Annotated in this window: 11 protein-coding genes and 2 pseudogenes; 6 read left to right on the top strand and 7 right to left on the bottom strand. The window is 55.8% G+C overall.

The window, feature by feature from the left end; all coding sequences use genetic code 11:
• Positions 1 to 207 precede the first annotated feature (207 nt).
• Positions 208 to 1788 carry an acido-empty-quinoprotein group A gene (locus BDD14_RS07875; protein ID WP_130418317.1) on the bottom strand — a complete coding sequence of 527 codons (1581 nt, stop codon included), beginning with the start codon at positions 1786 to 1788 and terminating at the stop codon, positions 208 to 210.
• On the bottom strand, positions 1785 to 2570 hold the full coding sequence (locus BDD14_RS07870) for a c-type cytochrome (RefSeq protein WP_165419976.1): 786 nt from the start codon (positions 2568 to 2570) through the stop codon (positions 1785 to 1787). Before BDD14_RS07870 ends, BDD14_RS07875 begins: the two co-directional genes overlap by 4 nt.
• 126 nt (positions 2571 to 2696) lie before the next feature.
• Here BDD14_RS07870 and BDD14_RS07865 point away from each other — a divergent pair, with 126 nt between their 5' ends.
• Positions 2697 to 3593, top strand: a complete 897-nt coding sequence (locus BDD14_RS07865; RefSeq protein WP_165419975.1) for a TIM barrel protein — start codon at positions 2697 to 2699, stop codon at positions 3591 to 3593.
• A 220-nt stretch (positions 3594 to 3813) separates the two neighbouring features.
• Here the strand turns inward: BDD14_RS07865 and BDD14_RS07860 are convergent, their stop codons facing one another.
• The 3 genes and pseudogenes from BDD14_RS07860 to BDD14_RS32955 all read right to left on the bottom strand — a co-directional run.
• A complete protein-coding gene (locus tag BDD14_RS07860) occupies positions 3814 to 5865 on the bottom strand; it encodes a DUF3857 domain-containing protein (RefSeq protein ID WP_130418314.1) in 2052 nt (683 codons plus the stop codon).
• A 30-nt stretch (positions 5866 to 5895) separates the two neighbouring features.
• Positions 5896 to 6837, bottom strand: a complete 942-nt coding sequence (locus BDD14_RS32960; protein WP_242618285.1) for a hypothetical protein — start codon at positions 6835 to 6837, stop codon at positions 5896 to 5898.
• Between the two features lie 419 nt (positions 6838 to 7256).
• Positions 7257 to 7874, bottom strand: a pseudogene (locus tag BDD14_RS32955) (DUF3857 domain-containing protein); the annotation flags it as partial.
• 419 nt (positions 7875 to 8293) lie between these two features.
• On the opposite strand from BDD14_RS32955, the gene BDD14_RS07850 reads away from it, so the two are divergent.
• A complete protein-coding gene (locus BDD14_RS07850) occupies positions 8294 to 8485 on the top strand; it encodes a hypothetical protein (RefSeq protein WP_130418313.1) in 192 nt (63 codons plus the stop codon).
• A gap of 456 nt (positions 8486 to 8941) precedes the next feature.
• Here the strand turns inward: BDD14_RS07850 and BDD14_RS07845 are convergent, their stop codons facing one another.
• Positions 8942 to 10330: a hypothetical protein gene (locus BDD14_RS07845; RefSeq protein ID WP_165419974.1), complete on the bottom strand. Its 1389-nt coding sequence runs from the start codon at positions 10328 to 10330 to the stop codon at positions 8942 to 8944.
• 219 nt (positions 10331 to 10549) lie between these two features.
• On the opposite strand from BDD14_RS07845, the gene BDD14_RS07840 reads away from it, so the two are divergent.
• The 3 genes from BDD14_RS07840 to BDD14_RS07830 all read left to right on the top strand — a co-directional run bounded on the left by BDD14_RS07840 (position 10550) and on the right by BDD14_RS07830 (position 19240).
• Entirely contained in the window at positions 10550 to 12952 is a 2403-nt protein-coding gene (locus tag BDD14_RS07840) for a glycoside hydrolase family 31 protein (RefSeq protein WP_130418311.1), read from the top strand.
• 131 nt (positions 12953 to 13083) lie between these two features.
• Positions 13084 to 16689: a carboxypeptidase-like regulatory domain-containing protein gene (locus BDD14_RS07835; RefSeq protein ID WP_130418310.1), complete on the top strand. Its 3606-nt coding sequence runs from the start codon at positions 13084 to 13086 to the stop codon at positions 16687 to 16689.
• A 370-nt stretch (positions 16690 to 17059) separates the two neighbouring features.
• Positions 17060 to 19240 carry a glycoside hydrolase family 3 C-terminal domain-containing protein gene (locus tag BDD14_RS07830; protein ID WP_207231705.1) on the top strand — a complete coding sequence of 727 codons (2181 nt, stop codon included), beginning with the start codon at positions 17060 to 17062 and terminating at the stop codon, positions 19238 to 19240.
• A 126-nt stretch (positions 19241 to 19366) separates the two neighbouring features.
• Here the strand turns inward: BDD14_RS07830 and BDD14_RS07825 are convergent, their stop codons facing one another.
• Positions 19367 to 19756 carry an enolase C-terminal domain-like protein gene (locus BDD14_RS07825; protein WP_130418308.1) on the bottom strand — a complete coding sequence of 130 codons (390 nt, stop codon included), beginning with the start codon at positions 19754 to 19756 and terminating at the stop codon, positions 19367 to 19369.
• 505 nt (positions 19757 to 20261) lie between these two features.
• Here BDD14_RS07825 and BDD14_RS07820 point away from each other — a divergent pair.
• A pseudogene (locus tag BDD14_RS07820) lies at positions 20262 to 21534 on the top strand (transposase).
• Positions 21535 to 22283 lie beyond the last annotated feature (749 nt).

The raw sequence follows: 22283 nt of genomic DNA, 5'->3' as shown, positions 1-22283 counted from the left end.
TGCATGGAATCAGCTACTCGCAAAGTGAAGAAGTGCGAGAGAGGCAGCCTCGCTGCTCAAAGGCATAGCCATCCACACTACGTTGGTCATCCGTCAGCCAAGATGTTTGTAGACGAGCAGCTTCGCAGCAGGCCACCTCATCTTTTATATGGGAAGGCATAGTAAAACCCGCCTTCATGCTTGACCGAGCCGGTGACTGCCATCGTATTAGTGGAGTACGAAAGCGTACAGGGTGTCGCCCGCTGCTGCTACGACGTATTGCAGGCCATCGAGCTCGTAAGTGATAGGGCCATTGCTCACTATGCTATCGAGCCCAGCGTGCCACAGAACGGCGCCTGTAGCTGCGTTGAAAGCGACCAGGTTCGATGTGGTGTCGCCAGTGAAGAGCAGGTTACCGGCCGTGGTCAGAATCCCGGAGCGGCCGCCCGCACTGGGCCATTCATGGTTCCAGCGGATTTTTCCGGTCTTGTAATCCAGGGCGCGAAGCGATGCGCGTGACCATCCGCCACGGTCATTGCCGGCCCAGCCTTCGGGCTTCTTATTGTTGTCGTAGACGTAATAGACGCTGTAGGCGTCATAAGCCGGAACATAGAAGAGGCCGGTGGACGGGCTGAAGCTAGGTGGATACCAGTTGGCCGCACCTGCCTGGTTCGGCGCGACAAGCGCTCCGTTGGGTTTCGCCATCTTTTCGGGATTCGGAATCGGCGAACCTTTCGCGTCGACGCCAAGCGTCCAGTTCTGCTTCGCGAAGGGCGTGCTCAGCAGAGCCTTGCCGTTGCTGCGATCCAGAAGGAAGTACCATCCGTTACGGCTGGCCTGTGCGAGCAGCTTGCGTCTCTGGCCGGCGATGATGCCGTCGATCAGCACCGGCGTCTGTACAGCGTCCCAGTCGTGGGTGTCATGGGGATTCGGCTGGAAATACCAGACGAGTTTGCCGGTGTCGGGATTCAACGCGCAGATGGTGGAGGTGTACAGGTTTGCACCGGGCCGCGCGGCGCCGTTGATAACTGGCTGTGCGTTGCCGGTGCCGAAGTAGTAGAGATTCAGATCGGGATCGTAGGTTCCGGCGACCCATGTCATGCCGCCACCGTGCAGCATGGCTTCGTCATTCGGCCAGGTCTTAGCCTCGGGTTCGCCCGGATTGGGATGCGTGTACCAGCGCCATTGCAGAGCGCCGGTTTCCGGGTCGTGTGCTTCGATGTAGCCGGGAATATCGAAATCGTCGCCGCTGAGGCCGACCATCACATGATTCTTCACGATGACCGGCGCCACGCTGCCAAAGTAGAACTGGTCCGGATTGCCGATGGAAACGTGCCACTTCTCCTTACCCGTGTTGATGTCAATGGCAACAAGATTGCAGTCTTCCGTTTCGAAGTAAACCGTGTTGCCCAGAACAGCGGCGCCGCGATTGCCGATGGTCTCGCCACCCTTGCTGGGCCAGTCGAACTGCCAAAGCTTCCGTCCACTGCGAGCGTCGACAGCCCATACGTGACTGGGCACAGTGAAGTAGAGAATACCGTTCACTTCGAGCGGCGTCGCCGAGATTCGCTTACCGCCTCCGGTAGTGGTTTCGACTCGGAAGCTCCATGCGAGCGACAACTGCTTCACAGTCGTTGTATTGATCTTTGCCAGCGGGCTATAACGGCGGCCGGAGTAGTCGCCGTTGTAGGTGGGCCAGCTATCGGTTAGCTTCGCAAGGTCAGGCTTCGTCATCTCAGGCGTCAGCTGTGCATGGACTGCAACTGACGAGAAAAACAGGGCGAGTAGCGATTGAGTCAAAAGGTTCATTTGAGCGTTGCCAGATATGTTGTCATGTTATGGATGTCGGTATCGGTGTACTTGTCCAACAGATCGGCATGCGCAGCAAAGGGATCGACTGTCGTCACCTTTGTTCCCGCCGTGCGATTGAAAGAGCGGTATTGGCCCGACTTCTCCCGAAGCGCAATCGTGAAGTCGTCGATACGGATGAGATCGCCGGTGTAGATCTTGCCGGAGGGCAGATTTACTGTTACCTGCACCTTACGGCGAATGAACAGGCCATAGTTGGGGAAGAGGAACTTCTGTTGCAGCGCAGAGGGCGGGTATCGCTTTGCCAGGCCTGCGAGGTCGCCTGTTGCGGAGTGACACCTGCTGCATCCACCCGCCCCGTTGAAGTATGTCTCACCTGCCGTTGCATCGCCGCTCAACAGGTTTGTGGGTTCAGCGTTGTAGCCGCTCCTCAGGATGCCGTTGACCGATGCGGTTAGAAACTGCGATAGGTCGGCGAGCTGTTTTTCGTCGTACTTGAAGTTGTGGTTTGGGCCCGTCGTCAGCAGTGGACCAAGCTCCTTGCCGTACAGCATCTGACGACGGTCATGCAGAACAGCCAGCGAGCGCAGCAGATCGGGCGCGGTTGCCGTGCCGCGTGCATCATCTCCATGGCAACGCGCGCAGTTGCTGGCGTAGATTTTGGCTCCACTGTCTGCAGAAGCGGGATCCACGGTGGAGTGTGGAAACTGAGCTCGCAGTGGAGCAGCAGTGAGACATAGCAGAAACGTGGCATGCGCAAATTTCGAGAACGGCTTTTTCACTTTGTATTTAACTCCGCACGTTTCTATCAAAATCCATTGATCACACGCAATTTATAACGTACAGCACGCATGGAGTGTACCGCGTATCCTTTTTACTTTATACTTTGCTCGCCGCATAGGAGATCAATGAATCGTCGCGAGTTCCATAAATTATCGATGGTCGCATCGCTTACGTCTTTCTTGGCCGGTGGCGATGCGTTCGCCTCACCCGCTGCTGCTGCGCCTCCCGACAACGACGGCCATAAATTCTCCATCATGCTTTGGACGCTGCCCAAGAGCCTCACCTTCGAGCAGCAGCTTGACATGGCGTCGGCGGCGGGTTTCAACGGTGTCGAGGTTGGCAATGAGTATGAGAAGTGGACGCCGGAGGAATGGAAGCGAAATCTTGCAAAGAAGCAGGCGCTTGGCATCGAGGTCGACAGCGCCGTGCCGGGGCGCAACGCTCTCGCCGATCACTCCAAGCGCAACGCTCTTCATGACGATCTGATGAGAGCCATTCCCGGGGCAAAGAAGCTGGGTTGCAAACAGTTCATCTACACCGCGTTTACACGCGTGCCGGAACAAACACCAGAACAGCAGAGGGCGGCAATTGTTGACACACTGAAGTACGCCGCAGATGTCCTCGAAAAAGAGGAGATTGAAATCGTGCTGGAGCCGATTGATCTTCTGGAGCATAAGCAGGAGGCCGTGACCAGCGTTGCTGAGGCCTTCGAGATCACACGCGCTGTTGGGAGTCCACGGATAAAGGTGTTGTACGATTTCTACCATGAGCAGCGTCAGGCTGGGAACCTGATCGAAAAACTTGAGAAGAACATCGATCAGATCGGCCTAGTGCACATTGCAGACGTTCCGGGACGCCACCAGCCGGGCACGGGCGAGGTGAACTACAGCAATATCTACCGCAAGCTGGCCGCGCTGCACTATGACCGCTATATCTGTATGGAGTTTTCGCCCGTAGGTGATCCGGTGACGGTTCTAAAGTCCGCACGACTCGAGGCTATTGCGGCGATGAAGGTTGGTTAAGTGCTTTGTGGTGCAGGGGATTGAGTTCGGCTTGCCTTTCCTGCTTTGTGCAATTCGAAACTCTTACACGCATCAGCCCCTTGAAATTGCCGGCAGCTTGACGCTGCAGGCGATGCGTCAAGCCTCTCGAGGTACATCAGCGTCTCCGATCAACAGGCACCTGTTATTCCGAAGGATTTAACGCGAACGGCGGATTCAGCTTCGACCAACAGTGTGAGGATCAGTTTGAAGACAATGGAGACTTCGATGCATTCGCCTGGGCTGCGTTGGTAAGGACGATATTCTCCTGATCCTTGGTTTCGATCTTGTTATAGAAGGAACGCAAACTGGGGTAGTTCTTCGTTTCGAAGATAAAGTCGCCCATGCTGAAGTCGCGACGGATCGTGACGGCATCCGGCGCCTGTTCGCTCGTAAGCGTGTAGAGCGCATACTTTTCGAGCTGCTGCTTGTCAGAAGCGGGCACGGACTCAGCCCTGATGCCAGGCGGAAGATGAATGCGGACGGCATCCTGCACCATATAGGGGTAGTCAAAATAGACGGCAAGCTCCCGCTTTTCGTGTGGGAACATCGCTTTCGAGTTGCCGACAAAAATATCAGCAGGAACGAACAGACGCTTGCCGGTAGGCGCCCCGATTGGTCCCTTGATACTGTATTCAATGGTGAGCGGCTGCTCGTAGCTATCAGGCGGGGAGATAGATTTGATCTGTATGTTCGTGCCACCCGGAAGCAGGTGCTCACGGTTGGTGCAAAGTTCACGCTGAAAACTCTCATTGTCTCCCAACAGCGAACGGTGACGCCATACGAGCGCGGGCTCGCCCATGTATGTGATCTTGACAATGCCGTTGACTTCACCGTGCTCATCCATCTTCAGGTCCGCAATGCGTTGTGTGCGTGAAAAGCTGTACGAATCACCGGGTGTATCACCGAGAGTGGTTCCATTTTCTGTTTGGCGAACACCCGCTGTGAAGGTGTGCTTCCAGTCGAGGTGACTATAAGGGCAATAGCGCGATCCAGGATCGAAGAACAACTCCTTGCCGTCTACATTAACGACGGCGATGTAGTCATCGAGTTGCGACGTGCTGAGGTAGGAGTTTGTAAAAATGCTACGATCCCGATTGGTAACAGCAAAGAGGTAGGCCTTCAAACCTGTGGCACGGGCCATCGCAACAAAGAGCTCGGTGAGTTGATCTGCCGTACCGCGCTTGCGCTCAAGAATATCGTCGGTGTCACGAATCTCCCGCAGACCGGAGGCTTTGTCCTCCGACCGCTCATGCTCTCTCGTGAAATCGGTGTTCTCAAGAAGCATCACCGCTGCGTATAACTTGCGGAGCTTCTGGTCCTGGCTATCAGCGGACGTCGTTAGTTCGCGAACAGCGGCTGTAACCTTTGGGCCGGGTCCGATGAACTTGTCACGATCTTTAGACCAATACTTGCCTTCGCTCTTCCAATATTCGTCAGATGTGCGGTAAGGGGAGTAATAGAAGAGAACGCGATACGTGAAGCTGGAGATGGGTGGCATGTACTCCTCTCGAGGTGCGGGAGGAATATCGTGTACATGAAGATCAAAGATAAGCTGGCCGTCAGGGTCTGGTGAGATAGGTGGCAGCCGCGTCTGCTGGACCGTCATCCCCGAAGGAAGAATAGGAAGCCAGCCAATGCTGTTTGTAAGTTGTTCACGTCCATCTCGTTTGCTGACCAGCTGTTTGCTGGTAGGCTTCCAGACGTAGTGGCCTTTACGCAGATAAAGATCGGACTGGATATACCAATCGGGCGACATGTACAGGTGGTCATCGTAGCGCAAGGCGTAACGGTATTCGATGATGCTGCCAACCTCGACGTCGGGCATGGTGAAGACCTTAGCCATATGCTTATAGCCTTCGTAGCCTTGCGTCTTCTCGATCAGTTTCTCGTAGGGCTTTCCTGTAAACGGGATGATGGTGCCATCCGGGTGAATCGTGCGTCCAGAGATATCGTTGACCGTGTAACCGCCGCCACTGTTAGAGGAGCCATACTTCAACTCGACATTGGCATAGTCTTTACCTTTCTCAGTAAGAACTTTGAGACGCACATAGACGTTCCACATGTGCAACTTGTCCTCGGTGATCTCTTCGCGATCGAGGTAGACGCCAGCGATCCCGGGATAACCTTCCTGTGAGGTCATCGACAGCTCTTCCTTCGTGGGCGTAGTCCACTGGTCGGCATAGAGCAGTGGAGCGGCACTGGCAAGTACTGCAAGAATTGTGGCACAGAGGAGGTGCGAACCCCGGTTCATTTTCCACTTCCTTCTTCATCGGCAGTGGTTTCACTGCTTCTTGAGAACAACGCGGCTCTGTTCATCGGTGGCAATCACACTTGAGAGTTTTTGCAGGGCATCGTATTTTTCGGCAGTAAGGGTAACCTGGCGAACGGTATAGGTTCGCGAGTAGTGAAGGGCGTTCCCTTTCAGACGGGTAGAGCTTTCGTAAGAGGCAAAGCCGAGATCCAGCATGACGGCTTCTGGCAATTCATCGACAGCAAAACCAGCAGGGAGTTCGATATCGTATTCATCCTTCACCTGCATCGTCTCGCGAAGATCTATGGGAATCTTCCGGACCTTGTTATCGACGGGCGGTGCTTCTTCGCCAAGCACGCGCGGTCGAACGGTAAGGAGCGGTCCCATGGCACGGGCGTACCGCTCTACCTCAATGCTGTATGAGACAGTGAGATTTTTATTGAGAGCTTCAGCGTTCTCCACCCTCACGTCAGAAACCTTAAAGGTCGTGAAGTCCCGTCCGAGGACACGATCGAGATACTCGTTCTGCTCTTTGGCGTCGCCATGAGTATAGAGAGCACGCCGGCGGTCGGAGAGATCGCCAAAGCGATCTTCGGTTACTGTGCCTTTAAGGGAACCGTCCGGTGCGAGTTGCAGGCTGCCGACTCGATGGACGGTATTTAGCTCAGGCGCAAGTAAAGGCAATGCGATCACCTGGCTGTCCGATCCCTCCATAAGGAGACCATAGCCACCCTGTAACTCGTGTTCGAGCTGACCGAAGGGCGTCTTCTCCCAGGTGGGATCGAAGACGAGATAGCTGCGACCCGTCTTCGCGGTGACGACACTGCGAAGCTTCGGTGAACTGTAGCCCTTTGGAATCTCAATGGCGGTAACCATGTGGTTTCCGACAATGGAAGGCGCGTCCGGATCGATGACTCCGCGCCGGTCGTCGACCATGAGAAGCGCCGTGTGAACGCCCACTGTTGAAAGCATGGAAGAAAGGAGGGTTGCTTTGTCTTTGCAATCTCCATATCGATTGCGGTAGATGTCCCCTGCAAAGTGAGGCTGGTAACCACCGATGCCCATCTCGATGGCGAAATAGCGAACCTGTTTCTGAACGAACTCAGCGATGCCTCGGTTTTGTCGTAAAAGTCTGTCTTACCGGCAGTGAGTTCACTGGCCTTGGCGGTGATCTCGGGGGTTGACACGAGCCGATCGTGAGAGAGACGGTCGTACCACTCGCCGATACCCTGCCAACCATCCTTGCGAGCGGCGGACGAGGGGGCATATCGGACAGTCATCCGTCCGGCTAATGAGAGTTCTGACGGACTATGAAGAACGTGTTCCAGGTCGATGGCGGGGGTATCTTTGATCTCCCAGCGCCATCGCCGATTCTCTAAATCGGCGGCCTGAACCGTTGCATGATGAGCCCACACCGTGGTGTAGCTGAAGCCGGCCGGGAGCTCGAGTGTGAATACCTGATGGAGTCTTGGATTGCTGCCCTGAAGGAACCAGGTCTTTTCGGCAACATAGGGAAGCATGTGCTGCTCGTACTCGTAGGCAATGGTGCCGCCGGGATCCCGTCCGGGCGGCTTGGCCGCGCGAACGCGTGCGTCTTCGTAAAGATTTCCCTGGCCTGGATAGCCGAACTCGACCATCTCCTTGTCGCTGAGAGCGTACTCATGACCATCCGGGCCAACACTCCATACATGCATGGAGAGAATCTTCCGATCCTTATCGAAGGGAAGATAGACAAGGCCAGCATCGCGTCCCTGGGGACGAAGAATCTTGATTACGGTACGCGAATGCTCGATAGCGGTGCCGTCAGGATTAACAGTATAGGTGGTGTCATCGAGGAGTACGACGGCCTTCGTTTCAGGGGGATAGGAGGGCACGGCCTGCGCAGCAGCCGCTCGGACCCAATCGGGCACACTATCTTTAGCGAGAGCAGATAACGGAGAAAGCAGACACCAACCAAGGACAAACTTAGCTCTCAAACCCGGTCGCAGAAAATCAAAATTTCCAGCCATTCAGCCTCATACACGCAGGCTCACTTATGCCGGAAAGGTCAGTTGCCAATCCATGCGAGGTCCAGTTATCTGCGTCTGGTTGTTATACGACGAGCAAGGATTCTGGTTCAAGCAAATAGTTAGAGAAATCCACGATTCCGCGCCTCATGTGTCCGTTTCGGGCACAGACCGGCCTATGACGATGGATTCGGCGGAGTCGCCTCCTGATTGGGAGCATGGCGCTGCGTGTCGTACGAGATCGAGAGCGATCGGGTTTTTACGAAGTCTGCGCGTCCACGACGGCCAATATACTGCTGCCGAGCGAGTCGTTTGCTGGCTGCCAGAACTACCCCAGGTGTAAGTATCGCAACCAAATCGAACAATCAGTACATTGGTCGAGTGGATCACAAGTTCAAGAACTCAATCGTTACATCTATGGCATGCGTGACTTTCCGAACATGGATACGAACCTGAACTTCCGCTACACGGGAACATATCCTGTGCACAACGCAGCGCTGCAGTATATCCATGTCTTCTCGCCTGTGCTGGTGAACGAGGTTCGAGCGGGTGTGAATCTGCGTGGTCTGATAGCAAGCGATATGAACAGCAGCAATATCCGCGCAAAGCAATAATGTCGTAGCTCTGCCGTTTTCGGGCGCTTTGGAATTACTTCCTACAATGTATCGTCCGTCGCCCGACTGCAAGAGAAAAGCGGATGGACGAGAGCAGTCTGCGTCAATGTATCCGGCCTTTTTGTGGAGAGTGTTCCCGTGACCATGATGAGTTTCGCGCGTGCCTGTTCCTATAAGCCGAACGGCCGTGAAGACCATTGTCGGAAGCAGATTTCAGGCACGCCGTTGTGACTGTTCGTTCGTCTTCCTGTTCTGGTGCAGGCCTCGGTGGGAAGCTTGGGTTGTGTCTGGGTGGGCTACCTGTCCATATACAGTCGAGGCTCCGAGGTTTCCGACTCTCCCTTCGGAATGTATTCCGTTTGCTCTCCAGGAAGCGCAAATATATCCAATTTGAATCGCAGGCTCATTGCGGGTGAAGCAGGCGGGATATGCATGGCTTTCCGTGTGAGTGTCTTGTTACCAGCTGTGGGTAGCTACAACGACCGTTGATACCGGTTTGAAGTCCACGACCTTTATCTGCAGCACTGCCTGAAAATTTCGCGAGGACCATCGGGGTCCTAGCGCAGCGATGAGCTGGTCGAGATTTCCTGGCTTCGACACCAGTTCCGCGGCGGCGAGGGTGCCGTATTGGCCGAGGCCAGCGACGGCGAGCATCGGAGCTATATCCTTCGACCCAAGCAGGCGCGAGACGATGGCGTAATCTTCGGTGTCGTGAGAGTCGCTGGAGGCATGAAGCTCCCAGAAGCGGTTGGGGGCGGTACGGTCGATGATGCGATTTCTTCCCGCGAGGACGAAGGGAAGATTGCGAGTCAGCTCGAGTGCGGTGGGATTGTTGAAGCCGCCGATCAGAATGGTGGGATGATCGCGGACCTCGGCGAAGGAGCTATCGTTTGGGAAGCGTTCTTCAAAGTCCTGACCGAGGCGCGTCAGGGTACGGACGGCTTCGGAGGCTGCGGCGACGTCCCCCAGCGCGACGAAGCTGTCAGGGGCAGGATGGAGCCCGGTAGACGCCAGGGACTGATTCGGCGCAAAGGGCGGAAAAAACTCCATTCCTCCGCTTGTGATCTCATGCTGGCGAATGTATTCGTCAACCTGGGGATCGGCGACCCTATACACCGCATTACTGCCGATCGAAATAAGGACGGACTTGGAGTTTCCCAAAAATGGACTCCAGAAGGTGTGAAGCGTTCGCGTTCCTCTTGGCTGGTACCATGCTGCGCCCATCGCGACTGCAGCCACCAAGATGACTATTAACGCTATAAGCAGCCAACGCCGCATCGCAAGGCGAGGAGGAGCGGGAGGTGCTTCCCAGGCGATTGTAGGAGCGACTGGAGGAAGGAGCTGGCCGTGCAGGTGGCCTTCGACCGTCCCGCGCAGATCGACCGACGACGATGGAGTTTTCGGAGGTTCTTCTACTGTGTGGACGGCAGGTACGGTAGGGTGGTCTGCGGGTGGATTCCAGGTAAAGACGGCTTTGTAGGAGCCGGGCGGAACCTCGATCCGAAGCTCCGGGCTTTTGGAGAGCGACTGGTAATAAATCGCCAGACGCTTGCGAAGGTCGACAGCGCGGAGCCGCACGACAGGATCCTCACCAGGTTCGTAGTCGGGGCGGCGGCCGAAGACCTCCTTGCCGATCACCCGCTCCCGAAGCAAGGCCAATTCGCCGCTGAGGGTATGGTCGACGATGTACTGGAGAAGGTGCTGGCATTGTTGGCTGGACCGGAGGGACGGACTGGCGAGCAGCTCTTTGAGGCCCTGACGGATCTTACTCTTCTCGGTCTCTGAGAGCGAGAGAGTGGTATCAGGAGTCTGCGCATCCCGCGAACTGCTCTCAGTCCTGATCACAAGTACAGTATCGTACTGATCGGTTGCGAGAGAAGTCAATCTAATCAAATCAATCGCTTAGCGTGAAAATACCGTAGTGAACCTTGTCAGTCGTTTAATGCGACGCGTCTAGTTCTCTCGCTACGCAAAGCCCATCGATCATGACGCTCCAAGCGGTTGGAATGTCGCTCTACGAGACGTGGGCCTCTCTTGGGAGCGAAACGGAAGCGGAAGGAAGCAATGAATATTGGCAGGATCGCAGTCGCAGGAAGAGTCTTTTCTCGCACACTCTGCAGGATATCGGGCTGGGCAACAGGTGCCGGATTGATCTTGCTCTCATGTTGGTCGATGCAGGGACAAGAGGTGCTGGACCGGGGTCCGGCTACTGTGCTCATCGAGCCCTATGCTCCGAATATCGTCCGGGTAAGTTTGAGCCTGCGGCGCGAGGACGCGATTGCGGGTCCCGGATTTGGAATTCTCGCGAAGCCGTCGGCGGTGGGCTGGAGTTCGAGCCACAATGCAACCGGTGACGGGATGCAATCCGCAGCGCTGAGGGTTCAGATAACTCCGGCGCCCCGGCCCCGAGGTGAAGACGCCAACGAGATTGCCAGGTTCTTCAACGGATCGACGCCGTGGGTGAATGTGAGCTTCTCGACCGGCGAGGGTAAGCCCCTGGTCCAGATGCAGGAGTGGAGCATGGCAGTCCCCAACTATAAGGATGGGACCGCGTGGCTGAACAACGACCGCCGACCATCGGACCCACCGTTCTTCACCGTGGGAGCGAAGTTCTCGGCTGCCACTGACGAGCACGACTATGGGATGGGCCAGAACCAGGAGGGATATCTCGATCATCGCGGACGGGTTCTCCGCTGCGCGCACGATTACAACGCTCCGGGAGGCCAGAGCATCTGCGTTCCATTCCTTGTCACGAATAAAGGCTATGGCCTGGTGTGGGATAACGCTTCGAGGACGACCGCGGCGTTCGGTTTCAATAGCCAGAATGCGTTCTTAAGCGAAGTAGGGCAGCGGGTCAGCTTCTTCATCATTGCGGGAGACTATGACGCGATCTACCAGGGCTTTCGCCTGCTGACGGGGGACACTCCGATTCCGCCGAAGTCCGCCTTCGGTTATCTCCAAAGCAAGCAGCGCTACAGCACGCAGGCGGAGGTGCTGAGTGTAGCGCACGGATATCGGGAGCGGCATCTGCCGATCGACGACCTCGTGATCGACTGGTTCACCTATACGAAGATGGGCGAGATGGACATGGACCCGGCGAAGTGGCCGGACCCGGCGGCGATGAACCGTGAGCTGCACGCGATGAAGTTTCACACGATGATCAGCGTGTGGCCGAGGTTCGTCCCGGAAGACCGCTACTATAGCACCATCCTGAAGAACGGCTGGTTCATGCATCTGGCCGATGGCACACCGACCAATGGACTGCCGTATGACCGGGCCGGTGCGGACATCGACACCACGAATCCCGACGCAGCGCGCTGGTACTGGAATATCGTTCGCGAGAATTACGTGACGAAGGGCTTCGACGCGTTTTGGGCTGATGAGACCGAACCCGATCTTCCACCGAACGGAAGCTACTTCCATGTAGGTCCGGGAACGCAGTTCTTCAATGTGTATCCGCTGTTTCACACGGAGGCCTTTTACAAGGGGATGCGCGACGATATGGATCAACGCGCGGTGATCCTGGCGCGCGACAGCTATCTGGGGGCGCAGCACAATGGCGCGATCTTCTGGTCGAGCGACATTGCCCCGACATGGGACGTACTGCGGCGGCAGGTACCTACGGGAATCAACTTCACGGCGAGCGGCATGCCGTACTGGTCGACGGACATCGGTGGCTGGCAGAGCCTTTCGAGTGTGCACAAGCCGGAACATCCGCCTCTGCTGGACCCCAGTGATGCGCGGGACAACGTTGGCGGTTATGACGACTATCCAGAGCTTTACACGCGGTGGTTTGAGTACGGCGCTTTTCAGCCCAACTTTCGATCTCACGGTTCACGCAAACACAACGAGGTGTGGAGCTATGGCAAGGCTGCCGAGCCGATTCTGAAGAAGTATCTGCGGCTGCGCTATCAGCTGATGCCCTATATCTATTCGCTGGGCTACAGCGCGAACCGGACGGGCGCTCCCTTTATGCGGGGGCTTTTCCTGGACTTTGGTAGCGACCCCAAGGTTGCCGACATTGGAGATGAATATATGTTCGGGCCGGCGTTTCTGGTTGCGCCGGTGACCGAACAGGGCGCGACTTCACGAAGCGTATATCTGCCCGCAGGAGCGGATTGGTACAACTTCTGGACCAACGAGCGGCTCCACGGCGGACAGCGGATCACGGCGAAGGCGCCGATGGACACGATCCCGCTGTTTGTGCGTGCGGGGTCTATCGTTCCGATGGGTTCTCCGGTGGACAGCACGGTCGATAAGCAAACGATCGAGCAGGTGCGGGTCTATTCCGGGGCCAACGGCAGCTTCACGCTGTTCGACGATGACGGACAGACCTATGGCTACGAGGCGGGCCATTTCACCGCGACGGAGCTGCGATGGGACGATGCACGCCGGGAGCTGACGCATCGCGGTCCTTCGTCCTGGCAGGCGCCTGACAGCACTGTGGTGAAGGTGATTCGTCCTTGACGGGATTCGCGCCGCCGGTCCGGGCGTTTGCCTGGCAGAACGAGGCGAGCGGCAGACAGATGCGCGCAAAGAAACTTAGAGGGCAGGCCCATGGCAGGAAGATGCTTCAACAGCGAAGGCAGGTAATAACAATGAAACACCTGATTTTTCGATACCTCCACACCCTTGCAGTAGGAACAGCGTTGGCTGCTCTTGTTGCCGTGTCGCCACAAATGCTGGCACAAACTACAGCGAGCCTGTCGGGCACCGTACAAGACTCCACCGGAGCGGTGATTGCCGATGCCCACGTTACCCTGACCAACCTAGCTACGAATGAGGTCCGGACATTAGATAGCAATTCGTCAGGTTACTTTAGCTTTGCTGGCATTCTACCCGGAACCTACAAGGTAAATATCACAGCCAAAGGTTTCCGAGGCATTGAGCAGTCGGACATCATGGTCAATCCTGGCGACACGCGCACACTGAAGAGCCTGGTGTTGGAGGCCGGGAGTGCCACCGAGTCAATTACCGTGCAGAGCAGCGCCAACTATGTGGCTCCGGAGGACTCGGGAGAACGATCGGCACTGCTGACAAGTAGGGACATCGAACGTCTTCCCTTGGCCAGCCGCAACGCGTCCGAGTTGCTGAAGATTCTTCCCGGTGTGACGACAACAGCGAGCGGTACGGGGAATGGACCGGGCTTTGACTTTACCGACGCAGGCTCTTCAGGCTCAACCGTAGGCGTTGGCCTGAACACGAATGGTGCTCCCTACCGAGGAGGCACGGCTTATCTGCTGGATGGTGCAAGCATCATCGATCCCGGTTGTGCCTGTTGGTCCATCGCCACGGTAAATCCAGACATGACGCAGGAGGTGAAGGTGCAGTCGTCGAACTTCGGTGCCGATTCTCCGCAGGGGCCTGTCGTTATCAACGTGATCAGCCGCTCTGGCAGTGCGCAATTTCACGGCCAGGCATACCTGTATGTACGCAACGCGATCTTCAATGCGAACTCATGGCAGAACAAGCACAGCAACAACCCGACGCGGCGGCCGGATGCAGCGTACTACTATCCCGGCGGCAGCATCGGCGGACCGATTCTGATTCCGCATACCAATTTCAATCACAATCGCAAGCTGTTGTTCTGGGCCGGATTTGAAGCTTTTCGGCAGACGCTGCCCGCATCTTCGCCGCTCACTTCGTATGTGCCGACATCGGCTATGCGCAATGGCAATTTCAGCCTGAGCGATCCTGCAAATGCCGCACTGTGCGCTCAAAGCACGGGTAGCGGTGACTTCTGTCAATCGCTGACTGGAGGTTTCGCTCCCGACGGCACGCCGCTGAGCGGATATCAGATCCCTTCACAATATCTCGACCCTGGTGCACTTGCGCTGCTCAAGCTGTTCCCGGCGGCCAACACCGACCCTTCCACCAACGGCAGCGGGTATAACTATTACCTGCAGACGACGAGCCAGCACAATGGCTATATCTATCGCGGCCGTGTCGATTACAACCTGAGCGATCGCAATAAGATCTTCGTCAGTTATCAGTATGGCACCGACACATCGACCACACCGGCGCACATCTATTACACCCCCAGTAACTCAATTGCGTATCCCGGCGGCAACCTCATCAGCCCGGTACACTCTCATGTGCTGAGTGGAAGTTTTATCCACATTTTCAACGCATCGGCAACCAACGAGCTTCGCATCTCGCGCGGCTGGCTGGACAATCCGTACACGGCTTCGGATCTGGACGCCATTACCAAGAGCGCGGTCGGTTACACCTATGGCACGGTGTATAACAGCGCTTCAAACCTTGTTCCCTCGTTCTATTCGGCAGGCCCCCGTACGTTCCCTGAGGTTTCACAGCCTGACCTCTTTCAGCAGAATGGCACCTATAACTCTGTCAAGACATCGCCGTCCGTGTCGGACGACTTCACCGTGGTCTATAAAACGCACACGTTCAAAGTTGGCGGATACTGGAGCCAGGCAGGCAACAAGCAGGGTAGTTACGGCTATGCGAACGGCGTCTTCTCCTTTGGCAGTGGTATACAGGTCGACTCGGGAAATCCGAATAATTTCATCGGCACCAACAACCCGCTTGCTAATTTTCTGATGGGTGTTGCCAGCGCCTATCAGCAGACGAGCGTCAACCCCGTGAACGATATGCACTACAACACCGCCGCGGGTTACTTCCTCGACAACTGGAAAGTGATGCCGCAGCTCACCCTTAACCTTGGACTTCGTGTAGAACACGTTGGCCGCTGGAAGGATGGGACGGGGACAGGACTGGCGGTATGGGAACCCAACCGATATGGGAGCGACCTGGGTTCAGGCAAAGCTTACCCCGGCGTCTACTGGCACGCGATCGACGGCTCAGTACCGCTCAGCGGTGGGCCGGTGCAGAGCTTATTCCTCGAGCCACGCCTTGGCCTAGCCTATGACGTTCACAAGAATGGCGGAACTGTGATCCGTGGAGGTTGGGCTGCTTACCGCTGGAACGATCAATACAACGACTATGCCGGTCCTCTACAGACCTCGCTCGGTGTAAAGACTTACAACTCAAACTCCAACCAGGCGATCACTTTCAAAGAAGTCAGCGCGCTGGGCACCAACTCGGCTTCACTTGGCTCCTTGCCGTCCAGTGTCTACGCCGTCGATCAGACCGACGATCAGGTCGGTGTGACTTACTCTTATAACCTCACCATCTCGCAACGCTTACCGCGAGCGATGTTGATGGAGTTGGCCTATGTTGGCAACAACTCAGAGAACATCCTCATGGGTGGACAGAGCAATGGCTCGGGCGTGGCCAGCGGCAACTTCGTCAATCAGAACAAGATTCCTCTGGGCGGTCTCTTCCGTCCGGATCCGGTGACGGGCGCGCCTGCTCCTGCCGATCCGGAGAACGTGCCCAATGTCGTCGACTACTATCCGTACTACAAGGGCTACGGCAGCAATGCGATCAATGTTTCGTCGCACGTGGGATACGCGAACTATAACGGCGTGCAGGCCAGCCTACTGAAACAGACTGGCCACATCACATTCAATACCAATTACACTTACTCGAAGAGCCTGGGCATTGTGGCGAATACCTTGGATGCTTTTGTGGTGCGTAACAACTATGGCGTGCTGAACATTGACCGTCCTCACGTTGTGAACACTTCCTATGCCTTTGATCTCGGGCAGCCGCTTCACGGTAACTTCCTACTCAATGGCATCGTCAACGGCTGGACGCTTGCGGGGACCACAACCTGGCAGGCGGGCGGCAATATGCAGGCCAACCTTAGCCAGAATCTCGGTCTCACGATCAAGAACACGACGTTGAACCATAACATCGGTTCGTCCACTTATTACGGAACTCCGGTGCAGACGGTGCTGCCGGTCTACACCTGCAGTCCCAACTCAAACCTCGCATCGAACCAACATATTAATCTGTCCTGCGTTACAGCGCCGCAGATTGGACAGGTCGGTCCTCGGCAAGCACCTTACCTCAGCCTGCCCGCTTACTGGGACTCTGACTTGGGCATCTACAAGAGCTTCCACATTGCAGAACATCAGGCGCTGGAGGTTCGCGGTCAGGCCTTCAACTTCTTGAATCATCCGCTGCCGGGCTACAGCAGCAGCAGCCTTGTGCAGCCCAGCCTGGTAACAGCGGATAACAAGACCTTCACGCCGGCGGTTTCGAACATAGGCCGTGGCATTACCGATGCGAAGTACACACAGCGCACCATGTTACTCGCGATCAAGTACACCTTTTGATGGTTGCAGCGTTTGGCCGGAGGGTTTTTTCCGCGAGAAGACTGCCCTCCGGCCACAGCTTTGCTCAAATGCACCCAGGCAGTACTGGTGTTTGTACATTGTGGAGGCATATGACGGATTCTGAACGATCCATGTGGATCGCAAAGAGGGTAGGGCTGTGGGATTACAGAGCATAAAAACTATGGGAGAAACGCAGCCTGCTTGCAACACGCTGATTGAGTGCGGGGGTATCCGTCGCGTTTCTTCAGCAACCCCATTATGGAATCTGTGCGTCGAGTTTCGCGTAAAGCTTGCTGCGTTCCAGGCGAATGGCGCGACGCATCGTGAACTCAACACAAACCCAACCGACCTTTACGAGAGGCCAGATCGCATGCTTCGTCGATTTTTGTACCGATTCCAAAGTATTGCCCGCATCGCAATTGCCTGTATTGTGGCGGTGCAAGCGCCATTATGCATGGCGCAAGGGCCCTATCCATTTCAGAATCGAAAGCTCGACACGGAGGCGCGGATTACCGATCTGCTTTCGCGCATGACGCTCGAGGAAAAGATCGATGCGTTGAGCACGAACCCCGCGGTACCGCGCCTGGGAGTTGTAGGCACGGGCCATGTGGAAGGGTTGCATGGGCTCGCTCTTGGCGGTCCGGGAGGATGGGAAGGGAAAAACCAGACCGTCATCCCAACAACGACATTCCCGCAGGCTCGCGGCCTCGGGCAAACATGGGATCCAGCGATGATCGAAAAGCTGGCTGCCGAGGAAGCATTTGAAACGGACTATGCCTTCGGCAAGTATCATCGCGGTGGCCGCGTGGTGCGGGCGCCCAATGCTGATCTGAGCCGTGATCCGCGCTGGGGTCGCAGCGAAGAATCCTATGGTGAAGATCCGTTTCTCGTCGGCACGATGGCGACATCCTTTACTCGCGGGCTGCAGGGAGACGACCCACACTATTGGACTACATCGTCTCTGCTGAAGCACTTTCTTGCCAATAGCAACGAAGACGGCCGCGGCGGCTCTTCGTCAAACTTCGACGAGCGATTGTTCCGCGAATACTACTCCGTGCCATTCCGGATGGCGATCCAGCAGGGTCATGCGAATGCCATGATGACCGCGTATAACGCATGGAACGGAACTCCGATCGAGGTCAACGCAGTTCTGCGCAATGTCGTGATGAAGGAGTGGGGCTTTGACGGAGTTTTGTGCACGGACGGTGGAGCGCTCACCAATCTCGTCAAAGAACATCATGCCTTTTCTGATCTTCCGCATGCTGCGGCAGCTTCGATTCACGCGGGGATCAATCAGTTTCTGGATGACTATAAGGGCCCTGTGCGGCAGGCTGTTTCCGATGGCTTGATTACCGAAGACGATATTTCCAGGAACTTACGCGGCGTGTTCCGCGTTATGATCCGCCTTGGCATGCTGGATGCCGAAGCGCGTTACAACAGCATCGGTGAGAACACACATCCGGGGGAGGATCCGTGGTGGTCTGAGGGGAACCGTGTGCTGGCGCGCAAAGCGACAGAGGAGTCCATTGTCCTACTGAAAAATGAGGGTCAGATGCTTCCACTGCGCACGCCGAAGTCGATTGCGGTGATTGGTCCTCTTGCAGATCGCGTAGCCCTGGACTGGTACAGCGGGACGCCGACCTTTGTTGTCACACCGTTGGCAGGTATTCGCGCGCGAGCGCACGGAGCCGAGGTTTCTTATAACGAGGGCAGTGATATCGTCTCAGCCGCCGCGCTGGCGAAGAAGGCTGACGTGGTTATCGTTATCATCGGCAATCATCCAACGTGCGATGCAGGATGGGCTAAATGCCCGCTTCCGAGCGACGGTAAGGAGGTGATCGATCGCAAGAGTCTGACGCTGGAACAGGAGGCAATTGCAAAAGCGGTTTACGCCGCGAACCCGCGTATGGTGGTCGTGTTACAGGCCAGCTTTCCTTACACGACGACCTGGACCCAGGAGCATGTGCCAGCCATCGTTGAGATGGCTCACAGCAGTGAAGAACAAGGCGATGGGCTTGCCGACGTGCTGTTTGGAGACTACAACCCGGCCGGGCATCTAACTCAGACCTGGGTTGCAGATATGAGCGATTTGCCACCTATGATGGACTACAATCTGCGCGATGGACGGACGTATCTCTGGGCGCGGAGCAAGCCACTGTATGCGTTCGGATATGGATTGAGCTATTCGCAGTTCAGGTATTCGCACTTGAAGCTGAGCACTCACGAGCTACGATCAGGGCAAACACTCGATGTTTCAGTGGAGATATCCAATACCAGTGGTCGCGATGGAGACGAGGTTGTGCAATTCTATGCTGCACATCGAAACTCTGCGATCCAACGCCCGTTGGAAGAACTGAAGGATTTTCGTCGCGTGTTTGTTCCAGCCGGTAAGACGGTCGAGGTTGTGCTGCATCTTTGTGCGGACGATCTGCGCTATTGGGATGCAAGCCGCGATGCCTTCGTGCTCGAGAGCGATACCGTGGAAGTTCGGATTGCAGCAGCATCCAACGACATCCGCCTAAGGGGCAATGTCAGCGTTAGAGGCAGTTGAGTAAGTAGTCGTACACATCACAAGGGAAGAAGCGATTCATCTTTGAAGGAAACCCCCAGCCAGGCTCTTGATGGGACATGCGAAACCCTCTTTCATAACGATGGGGTTGGTGATCAGGTCGTCGATTCAGTCGAAGCTCGCCGTGCCGAAGGCGTTGGGTATTGTCATCAGAAGCGGTACGTCATATTCCTTATAGTAGTGGGCAGCACGGGTATATGGTGCTCTGCTGCCAACGCCGCAGAGGTCACGCCAGGCCTCCACAGAGCCGAGCCGTAAGATGTCTGGTTGCCAAAGGTCGAGAGCTCTTTTAGCGATAAGTTCTCTCAGTGCGACCAGGTTAAATTCGCGCTCTCCCATGGCCAGTGAGGCTCCTGCATGTTGACGCAATTGCTGGTAGCCGTCGAAGTCGGTATGGTTGAGCGGCTCTTCAAACCACGTGATCGCAGGCCGCGCACTGCCTATGCGAGGGCCATGGCGCCAGCCAGATCCATGCCCTGATTCGCATCCCATCATCATCGGTCTTGATGGGTGCCGTCCTCTCTGCGAGTGCAGTCTAGCTTTTACTTTTGTTCTTCTCGCCACACGGGATTAGAAAACGCCCCGCCTCCTGCTATGTCCCAAAGAGCGACACGAGCCACCTCAATGCAGGGGCGTTTACATTTTCACTGAAAAGCACGTTTTTCGAACTCATGCGTTGTGTCGAGTTCAAACTGTTCTGTGTGAGTGGTTTTGCCGTCCCCCCAAGCCACTTCAGCTATTCGGAATGGAAAAGTTGAGGATGTTTCAATCTTCACACATATGGAGCCACTGCCCGCTGAAGAGATTTTTGATTGCGGCATGAAGACCTCGCCCGTCGAAATAAAATATCGCCTGGAACTTCGTATCAAAAACGAACGATGCTGTTGAAAAACTCGTTGCGGCAAGTTGCTTCATTAAGTACTCGAAGAGTAGAGTGCTTTGAAAACTCTTGTAGCAGGAGCGAGGGTGTGATTCCGCTCTGACAGCGGCGGAGGGCACCGGGATGATGGGATGTCAGAGCGCGCAGGAGCAGCTTTTCTATTCATTTCGGTTTGAGGATCACATTCCCGGCGATCACCTGTTGCGGCAGTTCGACCTGAACTGATGCTGAGGATCTTGTTGATTGGCTATGTCTATGGCATTCGATCAGAGCGGCAGTTATGCAGCGAGGTTCATCTTAATCTTGCCTATCTCTGGTTTTGCCGCTTGGGACTTGAAGGAGTTGTGCCGGATCATTCCACCTTCTCTAAGAATCGTTATGGGCGGTTTCGTGAAAGTGGTATTTATCGGGTGCTGTTCGAGGACGTTGTTGGGCAGTGCTGTAGTGCAGGATTGGTGAGCAGCGAAGGCTTCGCCGTAGACGGCAGTCTGATAGGCAGCGATGCTGGACGTACCCGGCGGGTTGAGAGCGTGAACGCGATCCGAGAAGGAGAGGCTAGAAGCAGACCAGTGCGCGAGTATCTGGAGGCACTCGATGCCGGCAATCCGGTTCATCCGAACGAAGCGCGATATCTTTTGCCGACCGCTCCCGCCGCCGCGTGGAATGTGAAGGAAGGACGGGGTAAATTCGGATACTTCAATAACTATCTGATTGATACCGATCATGCCGTCATCGTTGATGTCGAAGCCACTCCGGCTCGACTGGCGCAGGAGATTATCGCCACCAACGCGATGCTGGAGCGTGTAGAAGAAAAACACCATCTCAGACCCGAAAGGCTGGCGGCTGATAAGGCTTACGGCACAGGCCCGTTTCTGGGCTGGCTATCGAAACGCAAGATCATCCCACATATTCCAGTGCTGGATCGACGGCGCCAGACAGACGGCCTGCTGCCGCGCGAGGCCCTCACCTTCAATCCCGACAGCAACCACTACACCTGCCCACAGAACAAGATTCTCAAGCACTGCACGGCGCGCACAGACTCTCCGATCCACATCTATCGTGCGATGGTTGGCGATTGCAAATCTTGTCCCATTCGCCAACAATGCACGCGCGGCACGCAACGTAGTTTATCGGTACCCTTCGACGAGAGCACTCGGCAAGAAGTCATGGCACTGCAGAATACGGAAGCCTTTCAACACTCGCGCCGCTTACGAAAGAAAGTAGAGATGCTGTTCGCTCACATGAAGCAACACTTTCGCTTCACGCGGCTTAAACTTCGAGGGCTGGCTGGAGCCGCTGAGGAGTTTTATTGGTGGCGACTGTTCAAAATCTGCGTCGCCTTGTACGACTTTGTCCGCCTGCGATTGCTGATACGCCTTGCCTCTCGACCACATGACGGGAAGCAGGCAAGCAAAACAAGCTCATACAGAGGCTAAACCGTAGACAACGACTCTCAAGAATGGACGCAGTCACCGCGGATTTTTCCTTCTCATTAGAAACACCACAAATCAAAAGTTGAAGCCGCTTCAGCAGAGAGTTTTCCAACAGCATCGAAGGTTAGTGCAACGATCTTCCCTTGTAGAAAAGCCCTGCATTTCGCATGCATAAAGGTATTGCGATTGGCTTCCTAAAGGCGACAGGTTTTCGCAACAAAGCTAAACGTACGATTTTTGACGTTTGGTGTGGTGACCCCAGCCTGCTCCATCAACTACCATCGGGAAGAGATGCAGCGTTTACCAAGCAGCCTGCCACCTGGCCGTGCCCACGCTGCCAGGGCCCCATGCGCGTGATCGAACGGCTCACCGCAGCGCAGATCCTCTTCGCCGAAACCAGACTTACATGCTCTTATAACACGTCCTGACCGCACCCTGAATCCGGCTACGTGTGCATACCTCTGGCTATGCTTTTGAAGCTGTATACCCACCCTCAGAAGAGGTCCCCGCAGCGATGTAACTACTGGCACATCCTCCCCTCTCGCATCGCCGCTCTGCACTCGCAGACGTCGCCGCCCGCAACTGCCGCGAGTTCCAGCAGCAACTCCGGCTATCCACGCCATTGAAAACCCATAGCCCCATCATCCTGCCCCGACCGCACCACCGGCTTCCTTCTTTACGGCTCTTTCCGATCGCTCCGCAAACAGCACTT

The sequence above is a fragment of the Edaphobacter modestus genome, from assembly GCF_004217555.1.
GTDB classification, from domain to species: domain Bacteria; phylum Acidobacteriota; class Terriglobia; order Terriglobales; family Acidobacteriaceae; genus Edaphobacter; species Edaphobacter modestus.
Note: the sequence above shows the minus strand (reverse complement) of the source record. Positions and strands in the feature narration are given on the sequence as shown.